The organism is Luteitalea sp. (assembly GCA_009377605.1).
Taxonomy (GTDB): Bacteria; Acidobacteriota; Vicinamibacteria; order Vicinamibacterales; family Vicinamibacteraceae; genus WHTT01.
Genome location: WHTT01000061.1, coordinates 1 through 16,737 on the forward strand (window position 1 = coordinate 1; position 16,737 = coordinate 16,737).

The following is a 16,737-nucleotide window of genomic DNA, read 5'->3' on the forward strand; positions in this document are numbered from 1 at the left end:
GGCGCGATACGCGGCGCTGCGCGCGATGGGTGCCATCGGCAAGAGCAAAGAAGAGTGCCGCGACCTCCGGAGTGTGACCTTCGTCAAGGATGTGCTTCGCGACCTCCGGTATGCAGCGCGGACGTTGCGTCGAAGTCCGAGCTTTGCGGTGCTCGCCGTCTTGGTCATGGCGCTCGGCATCGGCGCGAACACAGCGGTGTTCAGTGTCGTGAACGCGGTGCTTCTGAGCCCGCTCCGGAGGATGTCACGTCGGGCCCCAGGCCCGTCACGGCGCTGATCAGCCATCGGTACTGGCAAACCCGCTTCGGCGGGGACCCTGACGTGCTCGGGCAAACCGTTCGCCTCTATAGCAACGCGCTGTCGATCGTGGGCGTGCTGCCACCGGGCTTCCAGTTCCCGGACGAGACGGATCTCTGGTTTCCGGAAACGACGATCTCCGACAACCGCGGGGGACATAATTACAGCGCGGTCGGACGACTCAAACCGGGTCTGCTACTCGACCAGGCGCAAACCGAGATGACGGCCATCGCTGCTCGCCTCGAGCGGCAGCACCCAGAGAGCAACGAAGGCGAAAGCGTGGCCGTGACACGACTGCAGGACGACATGGTGGGGGATGTGCGTCTCACGCTTTATCTCTTGTGGGGCGTGGTTGGCGTTGTGCTCTTGATCGCGTGCGCCAACACCGCCACGCTGCTGCTGGGAAAGGCGATGGCACGCACCCGTGAGTTGGGGCTGCGCGCGGCACTGGGCGCCGGTCATGCTCGGATCGTCCGGCAATTGATTACCGAGAGCGTCCTGCTGGCACTCGTCGCCGGCGCTGCCGGATTGCTGCTGGCTTACTGGGGAACGAGAGCATTGGTCGCGCTCGCTCCGGCCGACCTGCCCCGGCTCGCTGAAACCGGCATGGACATGGGGGTGCTCGCGTTCACGCTGGGCGTTTCGCTTGCCACCAGCCTGCTGTTCGGTCTGGTTCCAGCACTCCACGCATCGAAGATCGATTTGATTGGTGCGCTCAAGCTGGGAGGCACGCAGGTCCTGATGGGGGGACGCGTCATCCGTACACGTGGAGTGCTCGTCGTATCTGAGATTGCGCTGGCCGTCGTCTTGCTGACCGGAGCGGGCCTCCTGATGAAGAGCCTTGTGGCTTTGCGCAATGTCGAGTTGGGCTTTCAACCTGAGAACGTGCTCGTGATGAAGGCAACCGGGGTCGCCGCGCGGCAGGAAAACAACGCGTTCTTCAGGGAGACCCTCTCCCGAATCGCGGCGCTCCCCAGGGTCATCGCCGTCGGCGCCACGTCGACACCGCCGGGGGACTTGTCCATTGCCGGGTCGGGGCCCTATTGGAGGCCGGGGCGGCGTGACCGCGCGAGCGAGACGCAGGCGCTGATGACTATCGTGGCCCCGGGTACGTTTCGAGCGTTGGGAATTCCCCGAAAGAACGGGCGCGACTTCGACCAGAGCGATACCGCTGACGCGTCTCCGGTCGCCATCGTCAATGAGGCGCTCGCTCGGGACTCCTTCGGCGGCGAGAACCCGATCGGAAGGACGATCTTCTGTGCGTTCGATACAGACGCCGGGATGACGATCGTCGGTGTGGTCGGTGACGTGCGCCAGGACAATCCGTCCATCGAACCGGGGCCGGAGTGCTACATGCCGTATCAGCAGCACCAGTACAACAACAGCACACTCAACGTTGTCGCGCGAACGCTCGGCGATCCAACGGCGCTCGCGGGAACATTGCGGCGCGTTGCGGCGAAAAGCTCGCCCGATGTACCGGTCTCGTTCACGACCATGGAGGCGACGGTTTCCAAAGGGGTGGCAGACCCCACATTCCGTGCCTTGTTGTTCGGGCTGTTTGCCGGACTGGCCGTATGTCTTGCCATGGTGGGCGTCTATGGTGTGATGGCGCACGCCGTCGAACAGCGATCGAACGAGATCGGTCTGCGGATGGCGCTCGGCGCCAGCAGGGGTTCCGTGCTGCGGCTCATTCTCGGACGGGGGCTAGTCCTGGCCGCTGCTGGATTGGCACTCGGCATGGCGGCCGCAGTTGCAGCCACGCGGCTGCTGACAACCGTGCTCTTCGAGGTGCGGCCACTCGATATTCAGGTGTATCTGGGAGTGGCCGCCCTGCTGGCTGTGGTGGCACTGGTCGCCAGCTACGCTCCGGCGCGGCGTGCGGCAGTCGTGGATCCGGTGGAAGTTCTCAAGGCGGAGTGAGGACGCTTGTCGGTACCACGCGGGTCAGCGTGACCAACGGCGGCGCACAGACAGGGAATGGTGGCTCGGGCTGGCCGTCCCCGGGCCGAACTGGCCGCGCGGCCAGTTGCGATATATCGCGACGTATCGTACGCCCGGCCGTCCCGACGGGCGACCGGCTCGCTCTCCGAGGGCACCACGCCGAACATGCAGTCGCGGACGCGCTGAGTGCTAACAGAGCGTAGACCGACGCTGCGAGGTGTGTCAGCGAGGACTGGCGCGTGCTGCATCATCACGGTCGACGCATCGCAGGCAATGCGCCGAGACGTTTCAGCGGAAACGCGCGCGCCGTCGACATCCTCCAGCACCGCCTGGCCGGCGTCCGATGCGACCGCCTCCTCGGTGCCCGATCCAGCGTCGGCGTTCAGCATGTCCTGGTCGACGTGAATCACGACTTGACAGCGATCGCCCTCTTCCCGCGATCCAAATCACTGGCGAGGGCGCTCTCGGCGAGGAGTCCGAGCGCGTCCGCACGGGCTTAGTTGACAGTGATACCAATCCATGGCATTCTCCCATCGACAGACGATGGGTATCTAATTAGCGCTGTTTTCACACACAGGAAAAGGTCGCAGTGCGCCGACTCATCCGCCGTCTCTGGTATGCGCTCCGAAGCCATCGGCTCGACGCTGATCTTGCGGAGGAGATCGCCTTCCACCGCGAGATGAAGCGAAGCGAGATCGAGAAGCAAGGCGTCGCACCGGCAGAAGCCGCCGTCGACGCTCGACGTGCGCTCGGTCCCGTCCTGTTGGCGCGAGAGGCCGCCCGCGACGTTTGGATCGGGCCGTGGCTCCAAAGCATCTCGCAGGACGACGATGAGGTTGACCTTGCCTGTTCAGACGTACGAGACGCCTGAACAGTGGGCCGCGTTCTATCAGCGCCTCGACGAGCGGCTCAACGCGATCCAGGGGATCGCGTCCGTGACGATGACGGACAACCGTCCTGGTGGAGGCGGGGTCGCCCGCCAGCTCGTGATCGACGGACGTTCGCCTGCGGCCGGCGACAAGCTGCCGCGTGTGCCGGTTGTCACGGTTGGCTTGCGCTACTTCGACACGCTTGGCCTGCGACTCGTTCGCGGCCGATCGTTCCTGGCCAACGATGGCACAACCGGGCAGGAGGCGGCCATCGTCAACGAGCCTTTCGTGAGCACGTACTTGCCACACAAGACTGCGCTCGGGCAGCGCATTCGCCTTGCGAGCGAAGACGAGCCAATGACCTCCGCGCCCTGGCTCACAATCGTCGGCGTCTCGCCGACCGTCTCTCAGAACACAGACGGGCCGCCGCAGCCAGTGGTGTACGTCCCGCTTCGCAGTGAGCCAACACGCTCCGTGACGCTGGTCGTTCGCACCGAGACGGCGCTCGAGACGGTCGTGCCACGACTTCGACAGGAGGTCCGAGCGCTCGATCCTGATCTTCCACTGTTCCAGGTCCAAATGCTGGATGAGTGGTTGGCATTCACGCGCTGGCCGCAGCGGGTGTTCGGCATTATGTTCACGATCTTCGCCGGCGTAGCGTTGCTCTTGTCGGCGGTTGGCTTGTACGCCCTCACCGCGTATTCCGTGACGCAGCGGACGCACGAAATCGGTGTCAGAATGGCATTAGGCGCGCCTCCTCGGCAGGTTCGGTGGCTCGTCGTGCGGCAAGCCGTCGTGCAGCTGGCTATCGGTCTCGCCTTGGGCCTTCCAGCTGCGGCCATCGTGGGACCGTTGTTGCCCTTTGCCTCGCACGAGCCTGTGACAGCCGCCTCAGTCGTCCCTGCTCTCGTGCTGGTGCTCGTGCTGGTCTCACTCGCCGCGTCCCTGTGGCCCGCACGACGCGCGACCCGGCTGGACCCTGTCGAAGCATTGCGACACGAGTGAGCCAACACGACACTCCGTCAGCTCGCCCCGGGGCGAGCTTGGCATGAATCATGCGCAGCCGGATCGCGACCGACTCCGTGTCGCCTGATGCCAGTGATTCAGCAAGCACCGCACAGGCGTCGACCAGCTAACAAGACGACTGGCCCCGGAACGAGCTCGGCGTGAATTCCTGCACGATTACTCCACTCTAGCGAACAGCACATCCCAGGACTTGTGATGGCGATGCGCGGCGCCTCGGCTGCCACGGAACGCCTGGTCCAAAACGACGAGCCGTTCGATCTTCGCAACGTCGAGATGTTTCCAGCCAGGGATTCGACTCGAGCTCTCCCCGCCAACCTGATATACCAACAGCTTGGCTGCGCCTTTCTGAATGCCGTAATCGTGCGGCTCGGCAACACGCCGCTTCGATTCGTAGAGGAGCTCGATCAACCGCTTGTTGGCGATCGCGCGCCTGATGTCACGATCCAGCGCGGCAAGATCTTGCGTCATCCCCGTCCGATGAATGGCATCTTCGTGGCCATGACGGTGAGGAACTGCACGTTCGCATCCAGCGGAAGACTGGCCATGTAGAGCACCGCCCCGACGACGTGCGTGACGTCCATCACCGGCTCCACCACGATCTCGCCGTTGGCCTGCCGCGCCCCGGTCTCGTATCTCGCCGTCATGTCCGTGGCCGCGTTGCCGATGTCGATCTGCCCACAGGCGATGTCGAACGGCCGGCCGTCGAGCGCCGTCGACTTCGTGAGACCGGTGATCGCATGCTTCGTCGCCGTGTACGGCGCCGAGCTCGGCCGTGGCACGTGGGCCGAGAGAGAACCATTGTTGATGATGCGCCCACCCATCGGACGCTGGCGTTTCATACACCGAAACGCCTGTTGGATGCAAAGAAACGCGCCCGTCAGGTTCACGTCGACCACCGACCGCCATTGCTCGAGAGTCAACTGCTCGAGCGGGACGGCAGGCGCACCAAGGCCGGCATTGTTGAACACGAGGTCGACGCGTCCAAACGTGTCGCACGTCGTGTCGAACAGCCTGCGCACCGACTCCGGATCGGTGACGTCGGTCGGAATCGCGAGCGCCTTCGTCGCACCTGACTCTGTCACGGTCTCCTGCAGCCGATCCGCGCGCCGTCCCGCAAGGGCGACGGCATAGCCCTGCCTCAGGAGGCCAATCGCCACGGCCCTGCCGATGCCTGTCCCCGCACCAGTTATGATTGCAACCCTGAGTGGTGTGCTCACGTCGCGAACGATAACATGACAGTCGGCTCAGCGGGCGCCTCCCCCGCGCTCTACGCTCCATGAAGATACTCATTACTGGTGCCGCCGGATTTCTGGGTAACCGTCTCGTCAACGCGCTTCTTTCGGGAAGCGACAGCCTGTCGGCGGTTTCGACGATCGTCACAGCCGATTCGACCGCATGCCCGACAGAGGATCCTCGAGTCGATTGCCGAACCGGAACCATCATCGACCCTGCGTTCATCCACGCCATCGTCGAGCGCGACGTGGACGTCGTCTACCACTTGGCAGCGGTCGTGAGCGGGCAGGCAGAAGCGGAGTTCGACCTCGGGATGCAGGTCAACGTCGACGGGACGCGTTACCTGCTCGAGGCTTGCCGGTGCCTGCCGCACGCGCCACGTTTCATCTTCGTCAGCACCGCCGCCGTTTTCGGAGGCCGCCTCCCGGACGTCCTGCCGGAAGACATCGCGCTCGCGCCAGAGTCCTCGTATGGGGCTGAGAAGGCGATCGCCGAGATCCTGGTGAACGAGTATTCCAGGAGGGGCTTCATCGACGGGGTCATCTGCCGGCTGGCCACGATTGCGGTTCGGCCTGGGAAGCCGAACGCGGCGGCATCGTCGTTCGTCAGCGGCATCGTCCGCGAGCCGCTTGCCGGCATCGACAGCCTGTGTCCCGTGCCGCTCGACACCCGGCTGTGGGTCTGCTCACCCGAGGTAGTGATCCAGAACCTGGTGCACGCGGCTCGCCTTCCGACCTCGGCACTGGAAGGCAGGCGGGCACTGAACTTGCCTGGCTTGTGCGTTACGCCGTTGGAGATGCTCGACAGCCTCGAACGGCTCGGCGGTGCCGAAGCGCGAGCGCGTGTTCGCTGTGAGCTGGATCAACGCCTCATGCGTATCGTGTGCAGTTGGCCGGGCGCCTTCGATATCAGTCGGCCGCTCAGCCTCGGCTTCCGCGTCGACTCCGACATCGACTCCATCGTCCGCCAGTTCATCGCCGAACAGCGATTTTAACGCTAGTGCAGGAGACGACACTCGATGCCGAGCACATCACACACGCCTTGTAGCTCGCGCACCCAGTCGCCATATGCGCCGTGGATGTGGTTGGAGCTGAACTCCTGAATGAAGGTTTCGATCGAGCAGTCGAACTTTGCAAAGGCATGCGGCCAGTTGTCCTGCGAGATGGCAGCGATTTCGTGGTTGCGCTCCCCGAAATCGACGAATTCCGCCTTCAGAACGTGCATCACGTATCGGCCATCGTCGCGCGTCAGACGCGCCAACGTCACCTCGCCTGGTGCAGCAATGTGATAGACGGACGCGCCGCCCGCCGGAAAGTAGAACCCTTGCGGCCTGAGCTCCGTCCGCGCGAGGTTCACGGCCGGATCCTGGCTGCGGCCCGCGAAGAACGTGGGATGCTGGCCGCTGTTGCAGAGGTCCCACACTCCCAGGTCCGCATGATAGTGCCGCACGTCGGCGAACAGCGCTGGCTCGCCCGCGAGCTGCTTGAAGATCTGCATCGTCAATGCGGCATCGGAGTCTGCTTCCGTGGCGCAGACGATCGGCGGCTTCGACGTACCGTCGGGCCCATAGGGATCGTTCAGAAACGCTTCCGCGATGTCCGCCGTGGCAAAGTGCTCCGTCAGCTCGCGCTGGCCCTTGATACCACAGAAGTCGTACTTGAAATCGCTCATCAGATCCAGCGCGGCGTAGTACATGGCGATTTGTCGGCGCAGCAACTCCTCGGTCAGCCGGAACGTCGCGTCCGGCGCCGTCCAGTGGACCTTCGCCACGGCACCCTTCAAATATGCAAGCGCGGGATCGACGCGCGTGCCGCGCGCCAGCTCCAGCTCGGCACGCCGCACCAGCTCGAATTGGTCGACATGGTCGACATCGATCCCGAACTGCTTCATCCACTGCGCCGGGTCGATGACCGTGGTGTCGATGCCCAGTGAGCGCCCCCCGATCAGGCAGTACGTCAATCCCTTGAGTCGCCGCGCCGCCGCAACCGCCACCAACTGTGAACGCAGCCGCGCGTACACGGCCGGATCGTCCACGTCCCCGAACATCTTCGTATGGCGAATCCCCGCCTGCTTGAGCGATCCGCCGTTCGCGAGCATGCCGACCAAGCCCGGATACTGCGGGTTGACCGTGGAGAACAGCACGATCGGCTGCGGGCAGAACTGTCCGGCCACGCGCGCGTACTGCGGCCAGGCCCACACAGAGAAATTGAAGAGGGCGACGTCCACGTTCTCGGCGGCCATGCGGCGGCCGTTCCGCACAGCGATCTCGTTCTGCCAGATCACCTCGTCGCCGAGGAGGACGTCGAAACCGTCAGCGGTCAAACATGCGACCAGCTTTTCACGAAACTCCCGGTTGACCGGTTCGAGCGGCTGCTGCAGAAAGCTTCGGCCATCGCCGAAATCGAGCAGGCCGACGCGGATGGGACGCGGATTCAGATGCGCGAACACGGATACCTCACTGGTCACCTTGTTTGATCCATGCCTCGTTGAAGTGGGCGTGTTTGATGCTCTTCCGAATGGAACGCTCCTCGGCGTCACGCTGCGAGTCGGCCGCCGGCTGGAAGTAACTGTAGCTGGCGTGCAGCGTCCCGTCGCGTGCTTCGATGATCGACGGGTAATGATACTCGCCCCACTCGTCTCGGTTCTCGCTCTTCGGCCGGTTGCGCTCCAGGTGACGCGTCCATGGCCACGTCCGCCCCTCGTCTTCCGAGAGCGACACCGCCAAGCTGTAGCGGCCCCGCTCGAGATCGTTATAGATCAACACCCAGTGCCCGCTGCTCAGGGTGATCACCTCGGCACCAGAGCCCGGGTTGAAGAATGGTGAGTCGACGACGGGAGACCAGGTTTCGCCGCGATCGGTCGAGGTGCTCATCATCAGGCGCTTCGGCGGCGGGCCATTGTCGCGCATGTACGTGACCAGCGTGCCATCCTTGCGCCGCGCGATCGACGGTTGGATGTTGCCAGCGCCCACCAAGGGTGTGCTGGTCTTCCAGGTCTCGCCCCAATCGTCCGAAATGGCCATCAGCGAGAAGCTGAAGCCGTCAGAGTACAGCGGCACGATCAGTCGTGTCTGGTCCAGCACCAGAGGATGCGCCCGCGTCATCCACCCGAGCCGACGGGTCAGCTTGTTGGCCGCGTCCTGCCGAATCTGGGAGATGTGCCCTCCGCGTAGGCGCGCGCCCCTGGGGAAGCCGTCGCACGCCACTCGTCCGTCACGCGGTCTGTAACGGACTCGAATCGGTCGCCGGGCGTCACGTGGAGCACCTCGCTGGTGTCCCACGCTGGTCGGCCGTCGCCCTCGGCCGTTGGCGCGCGCTTGTATTTCATCAGGGCGGACTCCCACCGGTTCGCAAGGATGGTCGGCCAGAAGAGCCACAGACGCTGCTGAGGGTCGATGAGCATCGTCGCGTTGGTGTCGGGATAGCCGGGCGTATCGGCCATCAAGAAGCGCTCGGTCCATTGCCGGCGCCCTTGCTGGAGCCTGGCGCCTTGGATGACGACATCATCCGCCGTCCGCTCTCCGGATCCATGGAACCAACACACCAGCAGGTCGCCACGCGGCGTCTCGACGATCGATGACGCGTGGTTGTGCCAATGCTCCACTGGAAAGATCAGCTCGGACCTCAGAAATGGCGCGGCGTCCCCTTCGATCGGCTGCTTCGCCTCTCCCAGCCCAACAGCCACGACCGCTGCCGGCGCCCACACGGCAAGCGTCAGCGCGCTCCATCTTTTCTTCATGAGCTTCGAGCCTCCGTTAACGATCGACGTGCACCAGAAACCATAAACCACGTTTCATTTTATACGTGACGTTTCATAATTGTATTGACTTTGGAATGCGACCGCGCTGTACTTTGCCAACCACGATTTGGCCGCGTCGCGCGATCAACGACGTGGCCCAGGCTCCCGCATGTGTCTGCGGCCTCGTGCGCCGCATTGCCCTGACCGAACGAGGAGGAGACATGAATCTCTGGCGCTTCATCACGGCCGCCGGCCTCGCCGCCCTGCTGTGCGCCGGTTCACAGGCATCCGCCCAAACTACGACCGGTAGCATCGTCGGGATGGTGCGCGACGCCGATGGCGGCATCGTGCCTGGCGCCACCGTGACCGCCACGAACACCGCCACCGACACGACGCTCACTGCCGTCACGTCGCAAAGCGGCCAGTACGTCCTGCGCGGTCTGCCGGTCGGCTCGTATACCGTCTCCGTCGAGCTCACGGGATTTCAGATCCTCACGACGCCGGACGTTACCGTCCGTGTGAACGAGGAGGTGCGGCTCGACGCCACGCTCGAGGTGGGCGACGTCACCGAGAGCGTCACGGTGAGCGGCCTCGCGCGAACCGTCGACACAACCACCAGCACCCTGAAGACCATCGTCGATCAACAGCGCATCGAAGGTCTGCCGCTCAACGGTCGCAACCCCACGCAGTTGATGCTCGTCGTGCCCGGCATGCAGCCAGATCCGGAGACCAGCCTCACCTCCGGCGCGACGTACCCTGGCGTGCAGCCGGTGTCCTCGGCTGGTGCGCGCGGCAACACGACGAACTACGTGCTGGACGGCGGCTCGAACAACGACCACTACAGCAACGCGCCGAATCCCATGCCCAACCCTGACGCGCTGCAAGAGTTCAGCGTGCAGACCAACAACTTCAGCGCCGAATACGGCCGTCAGATGGGAGCGATTGTCAACGCGGTGACACGCTCGGGCACCAACGACTTCAAGGGGCTCGCCTTCGGCTATGTGCGCGATCACAGTCTCAACGCGACGAACTTCTTCACGCCCGGTCAAGACGATGGCTTGAAGCGCCAGCAGATCGGCGGCACGTTCGGCGGGCCGATCAAGCAGGGGCGCACCTTCTTCTTCGGGTCCTATCAGCACACGTCGGAGGATAGCCAGCCTCAGACGGACACGGTGCTGGTGCCCACCTCTGCGCAGCGCGCCGGCGATTTCTCAGCGCTGTCACAGCCACTCACTGATCCGCGCACGGGCACGCCGTTCCCCAACAACCAGATTCCCGCCGGCCGCCTGAGCCCCGTGGCGCTCGGGATACTGAACGATTGGGTCCCGCTGCCGAACGCGGGCCCGACCGACAGTCCCAATCTGCTGCGCTACGCGCAGCCAGAGTCGTTCGACGATGACCAGTGGCTGGGGCGCGTCGACCATCGCTTCAGCGACAGGCATCAGATCTATGGCCGGGTCTGGGTCTCGCGCGCCTCGGTGCCGGCGTATCTGGAAGAGAGCAATGTCTTCACCAGCGCCTTTGGCCGCACCTGGCAGAACACGGTCGTTTCCGTGAACGACAGCTACATGCTGTCGGATCGGATGCTGAACAACCTCGTGGTCACATTCAACCGGACGAACAACGACAACTTCCAGGTCTACCCGCCCGACTATGCCTCGATCGGCATCTCGAACGTCTACAACGACGCGACGCCTCAGTGGTACTTCAACGTCGAGGGCTATTTCAACGCCAACACGGGCGACACCAACACCTTCCTGCGCGACGAGCTCCAAATCATCGATACCGTCCGGTGGACCACGGCGCGCCACGAGCTGGCCCTCGGCGTGGACTACGCCTACGGCACGGGGGACGTCGTCAACAATTTCCGCGGCAACGGGCGGTACACGTTCAATTCCTCCGCCCCGTTCACGGGCGACGCGCTCGCAGATTTCATGCTCGGTAAGTTCCAGCGCTTCGAACAGGGCGTGGGCGAGTACAAGGGCACGCGCATGCACTCGCTGGCCACCTTCATCCAGGACACGTTTCGCCTGAACGCGAAGCTGACGCTGAACCTCGGTCTCCGCTGGGAGCCGTTCTTGCCGTACACGGACGCCAACAACCGAATCGCCGGCTTTCGGCCCGGCCAGCAGTCGACGGTGTATGAGCACGCGCCCGAAGGCGCGCTCTATCCGGGCGATGCCGGCTTCCCCGACGGCGCCTACGACGCGGACTGGTTGCAGCTCGGACCGCGCGTGGGCCTGGCGTACGACCCGTTCGGCGATGGCAAGAGCAGCCTACGCGCCGGCTACGGCATCTTCTACGACCGCCCGAATACGATCACGACCAACAGCCAGGCCACGCAAGCGCCGTTCGGCACGCTGCTCCGCTTCGACGGTGCAGCCCAAGACGACATGCGAGATCCGTACGGAAGCCGCACGAACCCGTTCCCGATCGATCCCTATGCGCCGGTCGCCAGCGACGTCGAGTTCGTGCTGCCGATGACCATGTTCAGCTACGACCAGGACATGGCAAACGGCCGGCTACAGTCCTGGCACCTCACGCTCGAGCGAGAGATCTTCCCCTCGTCTCTCCTGCGCCTGGCCTACGCGGGGTCTCGCGGCGATCGCCTCGCCGTCGGGCGTGAGCTGAACCCCGCCGTCTACATACCAGGCGCAACGACGTCGACAACCGATGAGCGGCGGCCGCTCAATCCGAGCTTTGCGAGCATCATCAGCATCGAGCCAACCGGCGCTTCGGAGTTCCACTCGTTGCAGGTCACGCTGGACAAGCGCTTCAGCCGAGGCTTCACGGTGCTCGCCACCTACTCGCTCTCGAAGAGCCTGGACCACTCGTCCGCCAACAAGCAGAACGGCCAATCGGTGACGAATCCGGCCGATATCGATTTCGACTGGGGACCAGCGAACTTCGATCGCCGGCATCGCCTGGTGACGTCCTGGCTCTGGGAGCTGCCTGGCCACTATGAGCATCCGGTGCTCCAAGGTGTCCTTGGCGCCTGGTCGATGAGCGGCATCCTGACACTGCAGAGCGGGCTGCCGTTTACGGTGGGCAGCGGCGTGGACAACGCACGTACGGGCACAGGCGGACAGCGCGCGGATCAGATCGGCGACCCGTCGCTGCCGTCCGACCGCAGCCGTGACGAAGAGATCCGCGCGTGGTTCGACACTGAAGGCTTCGTCGAGAACGAGCTCGGAACGTTTGGCACCGCCGGCCGCAACGCGCTCAGAGGTCCCGGCTTCGCGTCGCTGGACATCGGGCTCCAGAAGACGTTCTCCCTGACGGATCTGGTCAAGCTCCAGTTCCGCGCCGAGGCGTTCAACGTGCTCAATCGCGTGAACTTGGATCTCCCCGAGGGCAATCTCGGCTCGGGCAACTTCGGCCGCATTCTCACTGCGGCGGATCCACGAATCCTGCAGTTTGCATTGCGGGTGTGGTTCTAACGGGCTCAATGGATGGAGCGAGGGGCCTTCAGGCCCCTCGGCCCGCAGCCTGGAAAACGGGCCTGTCCCCTTTTCTCTCGCGCCTATGACAACGACCCAGGACTCCATCGAACGCTCACCGAACGCCGCCTTGTCTGGCCTCTTCGCGGCAGTGACCACGCCGAGGCTCGCAAGCGGCGCGATCGACCTCGCCACATTCGACCGTCATCTCGAGCTATTGCTCGATGCCGACGTGGACGGCATTTGCCTCGGCGGTGCGACCGCGGAGTATCCGCACCTGGAGGTGCGCGAGCGCATCGATCTGCTCCGCCATGCGGCGCGTATGCTGCCTCGCCACAAGACGCTGCTCGTCGGCATCGGCGCCTCGTCTATATGGCGTGTGCTGGAGCTCGGAGCCCACGCGTTCGAGCACGGAAGCCGCGCGGTCTTGGTCCCCATGCCGATGTTCTTCCGGTATGAGCAGGAGGATCTCTATGCCTACGTCGCTGAGGTCGCACGAACGCTCCAGGCCCCCTGCCTGCTGTACGATTTGCCGGACTTCGCGAGCCCCCTCGCGCCAGAAACCGCCATCGCGCTACTCGAGCAGGAACCGCACGTGCGCGGGATCAAGGACAGCAGCGGCCGACCCGATCGGCTCGCGCGCTTCGCCGACGCGCGCGGCGCACGCGGTTGGACGCTACTCATCGGCGATGATTCAAAGCTGGCCGATGGGCTCGCGCTTGGCTGGAACGGCGGCGTGTCCGGTCTGGCGAGCTTCTGTCCGGAGCTGCTCGTAGCGCTCGTGCGCGCGGCGACGTCGGGCGACGCCACACGTCTCGCCCATGTTCGCGCCCTGATCTCGGAGCTGATCGCCGCGCTTGCAGCCTTTCCGGTCCCGTGGGGTATCCGCATCGCGCTTGAGGCGCGTGGTCTACCTACTGGGCCGCTCCCCTGGCCCGTGTCTGACGAACGCCGTGCCCACGCCGCGAAACTGAAGTCCTGGCTTCCCGCCTGGCTCGAGCGTGCCGAGGCCGCAGACTGGTCCCGCGTCTCCTCCAGTAGCCAAGGGTAAGACCGAAGACCGGCTCACCTCATTGGCTCACCTCTTCGCGAATCAGCCACACCTCGGCAACCTGCACCCCGCGGCCGGCGCCGCGCAATCCAGGCGTCGGCAGAAAATTCAGCGTCAGCGAGCCGCCGCGTGTCGCTTCGTGCGGGATCGGCCACTCCAGCGGTGCAATCGGCGACGGCTTGGCCGTGTAGGGGGCGATCTCAATCCCGTCGTTTGCCGTCAGCCGAACCTTCGGTGGATTGCTGGAGACATCGCCGGCGTAGACGACGCGCACCCGGGAGAATTGATCGTAGAGCCACGAGCGGTTGTTCACGGGGGTCTCGACGCCGTCCAACGTCGCGCCACGCTCCCGACCGATGGCCCCATACTGTTCGACACTCAGTTGCATGCGCGTGCTTTGATACAACGCTTCGGCGAGCGCGTAGACCCGCCGCTGCCAGTCCTCCGCGGGCGTCTCCGCATCCGCGCGGCGCAGCACGGCTTCCGCCTGTGCGAGCGCCGCCAGCGAGCCAATCGGCTTCGCCGCTCGCAGCCGCTCCACGGCTTCTGCTTCCTGCGCAGTCTCGATGACGAGGCGTGCGCGGACGTACGCGTCGTAGTACGCGCGATAGAGCGCCTGCTGAAACCGCCAGTTGAGCAGCGTCTGCGGCGCAGCCGCGCGCTCCATGTCTTGGAACTGCTGGAGCGTCGTGTAGACACCGTCGTTCGCCAACAGCGAGCCTCGCCAGTTGCGCTCCAACGCAAGCAGCCCCTGCGCGAACGTCTCGGTGTAGCGCTCGCCGATGAAATAGCGACTGTACTGGCGCAGGATGTCGAGCACCTCGGTATCGCGATCCCACCCGAGCGCGCTCCACACGATCTTGTTCACGTCTTCGTTGACGCCCTCGGAGTAGGTGATGAAGTCCGACGCGTGCTCGTCCAGCGTGCGGAAGATGGTCGCCTGATCCGTGGGACGCGGATTGATCGGCTCACGCCCCGACGTCAACATGTGCGCCACATCCCAGTCGGGCACGCCGTATTCCGCGCGAATGGTGTGCGTGATGTCTGGATAGCGGCGGATACGATACTGCGTCGGCACGCGCTTGCGGAACAGGGGCAAATCGTCGCGGTTCTGCGGGCCGAAGACGACACCGGTCAGCCAGGGCGGCCGCTGGGCAATCAGGCCGTAGAACTCCTCCATCCACGCCTTCGAGAAACCTTGCGGCGACAGCCACATCGTGGCGTCAGGGTGATACTTGCGGAGCGACGCGGTCTGCTTCTCGAGGAGGGCGAACATGACGTCTGGCTCGGTGTGGCCCGGATCGCCGCCGGGCACCATCACGGCATCGATCCGCGGAAGCCGACGAAACACCTCCGCCCACTCCTTCAGCGCCTGCTCAACCTGCGCCGGCTTGGTATAGTCGGGATCGAGCGCGGGATACCAGATCCACACGTCGAGCCCATAGCGGTCGAGGATGCGCGACATCTCGACCATCATCTCCATCTGCGGGAGTGGAAAGTGCGGACTCTCTGCCTCATCGTCCGATCGCGGCGGAATCAGCTCGACGGCGTTCGTCCCGAAGATTGCGAGGTCTCGGATGTACTGCTCCCACATCGCCACGGTAAAGCCGTCGTACGAGTTCGTCTTGGGACGGTAGCCCAACTGATGGCCGCGGAGCGCCACTTCTGGGGCGGCGGCGATCTGCACGTCGCTCCTGAGGGACAACTGACCGGGTGTCATGCGCATCTCGCGCAGCAGCCGCCCCACACCGAACAACGTGCCGCGGTCGTCGGCGCCGATCACGAACACGGTTGCCGGCGTCCGGTCCGCGTCGACGCGCAGCACGTAGCCTTCCGCGCCGGGCGGCGCCACCGACGGCAGACCACCAGGAATGTCACGGGCGCGTCCCTGCAGCGACGCACGAGTGCCGACAACGAGGCGGGGCCGCGCAGCCGCGTTACTCTCTGCCCGGAGCGGAAGGCGGATACGTGTGCGCTTCTCGACCTCTTCGACCAGGACGCGCAGCGCAGTGTGCTGTCGCTCGTTGGTGGTGGCCGGCCCGACGATCACGGCTTCAGTCAGATCGAGGGTCCCGGGAACCGCAGAGGTGCCGGCCCCGGCAGACGACGCACCCGCATGGGCCGACTGGAGCGGCTGCGGCTCAGCGACCAGTCCCGGCGCCGCCGCGATCACCGCGATCACGACCCTGCCGAATCCGGACCTCATCAGACCGGTCGTCCCCATCACCCGCCCGCGCGGCCGCAGCCGCGCTCCAACGCTCCTCGTCATGCGCACGCTCCCAGGCCCATATTTGAAACGTGTTCCATTTTCTATCACGTACATTCCGTGGGTTACAATACCGGCGCGATCAATAGAGATTCAGCGCTCGCATCTCTTGGAGGACCGCCATCGTGAGAGAGTCGACCGAGTTCCGTTCTGACAGCCGAGCCTCGCGGGGTGATTCCGGCAGTGCCGACACGCTGACGCGCGAGCAGATCGAGGCACTTCGCGCCCTTGATAGTCCCACCGTCGCCAACGCAATCGAGCGCTTCGAGATCCGTCCGCGCTGTGAGGGCTACGCGGGCTACGATCTGCGCTGCGCGTTTCCGCGCCAGGGCAGCATGGTCGGATACGCGGTCACCTGCACCGCGGACAGCACCACCGAGGGACGCGAGCGCCCGCGTGGACTGCTCCCCCTCTGGGAGGCGCTCGAAGCAGCGCCCAAGCCCGCAGTGCTGGTGATCAAAGACGTCGGACAGGATTCACGCCGATCCTGCCACATGGGTGAGGTGATGGCGACCATCGCCAAGGCGCTCGGCGCCGTGGGCTGTGTGAGCGACGGCGGCCTCCGCGACGTCCTGGAGGTGGAGGCGCTGGGCGAATTCCAGTACTTCTGTCCCGGGTTCGTGGTGTCCCACGGCAACCCGGTCATCTGCGACGTCGGTCTGCCGGTCACGCTCAGCGGCCTGGCGGTACAACCGGGCGACCTGCTGCACGGCGACGTCAATGGCGTCGTCGCGGTGCCCTCGGCGGTGGCGGCGCGCGTGGCCGACGAAGCGATGCGCGTGCGTGACCAAGAGCGGGTGATCCTCGATCTCGCGAGGCAGCCGGGCTTCTCGGTGGCGAAGCTCCGCGATGCGATGGCTCGCTTTACGCACTGAC

Annotated in this window: 12 protein-coding genes; 7 read left to right on the top strand and 5 right to left on the bottom strand. The window is 64.8% G+C overall.

Features of this window, described 5'->3' with window-relative positions:
* From GEV06_18920 to GEV06_18930, 3 genes are all read left to right on the top strand, one after another.
* The coding region (locus GEV06_18920; protein ID MPZ19964.1) for an FtsX-like permease family protein at positions 1-2,217 on the top strand (2,217 nt) is incomplete at its 5' end.
* Positions 2,218-2,827: 610 nt separating this feature from the next.
* Positions 2,828-3,109: a hypothetical protein gene (locus tag GEV06_18925; GenBank protein ID MPZ19965.1), complete on the top strand. Its 282-nt coding sequence runs from the start codon at positions 2,828-2,830 to the stop codon at positions 3,107-3,109.
* On the top strand, positions 3,069-4,112 hold the full coding sequence (locus tag GEV06_18930) for an FtsX-like permease family protein (protein ID MPZ19966.1): 1,044 nt from the start codon (positions 3,069-3,071) through the stop codon (positions 4,110-4,112). The genes GEV06_18925 and GEV06_18930 overlap by 41 nt, the downstream gene beginning before the upstream one ends.
* A 177-nt stretch (positions 4,113-4,289) precedes the next feature.
* Here GEV06_18930 and GEV06_18935 read toward each other — a convergent pair whose 3' ends face one another.
* Both GEV06_18935 and GEV06_18940 read right to left on the bottom strand, forming a co-directional pair.
* The gene (locus GEV06_18935) at positions 4,290-4,580 is read right to left on the bottom strand and encodes a hypothetical protein (GenBank protein MPZ19967.1); all 291 of its coding nucleotides are present in this window, start codon (positions 4,578-4,580) and stop codon (positions 4,290-4,292) included.
* A gap of 17 nt (positions 4,581-4,597) precedes the next feature.
* Positions 4,598-5,350: an SDR family NAD(P)-dependent oxidoreductase gene (locus GEV06_18940; GenBank protein MPZ19968.1), complete on the bottom strand. Its 753-nt coding sequence runs from the start codon at positions 5,348-5,350 to the stop codon at positions 4,598-4,600.
* A gap of 59 nt (positions 5,351-5,409) precedes the next feature.
* Between GEV06_18940 and GEV06_18945 the strand changes: the two genes are divergently transcribed.
* Positions 5,410-6,360 carry an NAD-dependent epimerase/dehydratase family protein gene (locus GEV06_18945; GenBank protein ID MPZ19969.1) on the top strand — a complete coding sequence of 317 codons (951 nt, stop codon included), beginning with the start codon at positions 5,410-5,412 and terminating at the stop codon, positions 6,358-6,360.
* 2 nt (positions 6,361-6,362) lie between these two features.
* Here the strand turns inward: GEV06_18945 and GEV06_18950 are convergent, their stop codons facing one another.
* On the bottom strand, positions 6,363-7,787 hold the full coding sequence (locus GEV06_18950) for a fucose isomerase (protein MPZ19970.1): 1,425 nt from the start codon (positions 7,785-7,787) through the stop codon (positions 6,363-6,365).
* 34 nt (positions 7,788-7,821) lie between these two features.
* Positions 7,822-8,826 (bottom strand): hypothetical protein, encoded by a 1,005-nt coding sequence (locus GEV06_18955; protein ID MPZ19971.1) that lies wholly within the window; start codon positions 8,824-8,826, stop codon positions 7,822-7,824.
* A 373-nt stretch (positions 8,827-9,199) separates the two neighbouring features.
* Between GEV06_18955 and GEV06_18960 the strand changes: the two genes are divergently transcribed.
* Both GEV06_18960 and GEV06_18965 read left to right on the top strand, forming a co-directional pair.
* Positions 9,200-12,544: a TonB-dependent receptor plug domain-containing protein gene (locus GEV06_18960; protein ID MPZ19972.1), complete on the top strand. Its 3,345-nt coding sequence runs from the start codon at positions 9,200-9,202 to the stop codon at positions 12,542-12,544.
* Positions 12,545-12,629: 85 nt separating this feature from the next.
* On the top strand, positions 12,630-13,595 hold the full coding sequence (locus GEV06_18965) for a hypothetical protein (GenBank protein MPZ19973.1): 966 nt from the start codon (positions 12,630-12,632) through the stop codon (positions 13,593-13,595).
* Positions 13,596-13,614: 19 nt separating this feature from the next.
* Here GEV06_18965 and GEV06_18970 read toward each other — a convergent pair whose 3' ends face one another.
* The gene (locus GEV06_18970; GenBank protein ID MPZ19974.1) at positions 13,615-15,657 is read right to left on the bottom strand and encodes a hypothetical protein; all 2,043 of its coding nucleotides are present in this window, start codon (positions 15,655-15,657) and stop codon (positions 13,615-13,617) included.
* Between the two features lie 308 nt (positions 15,658-15,965).
* On the opposite strand from GEV06_18970, the gene GEV06_18975 reads away from it, so the two are divergent.
* The gene (locus GEV06_18975; GenBank protein MPZ19975.1) at positions 15,966-16,736 is read left to right on the top strand and encodes a hypothetical protein; all 771 of its coding nucleotides are present in this window, start codon (positions 15,966-15,968) and stop codon (positions 16,734-16,736) included.
* Position 16,737: the final 1 nt, after the last annotated feature.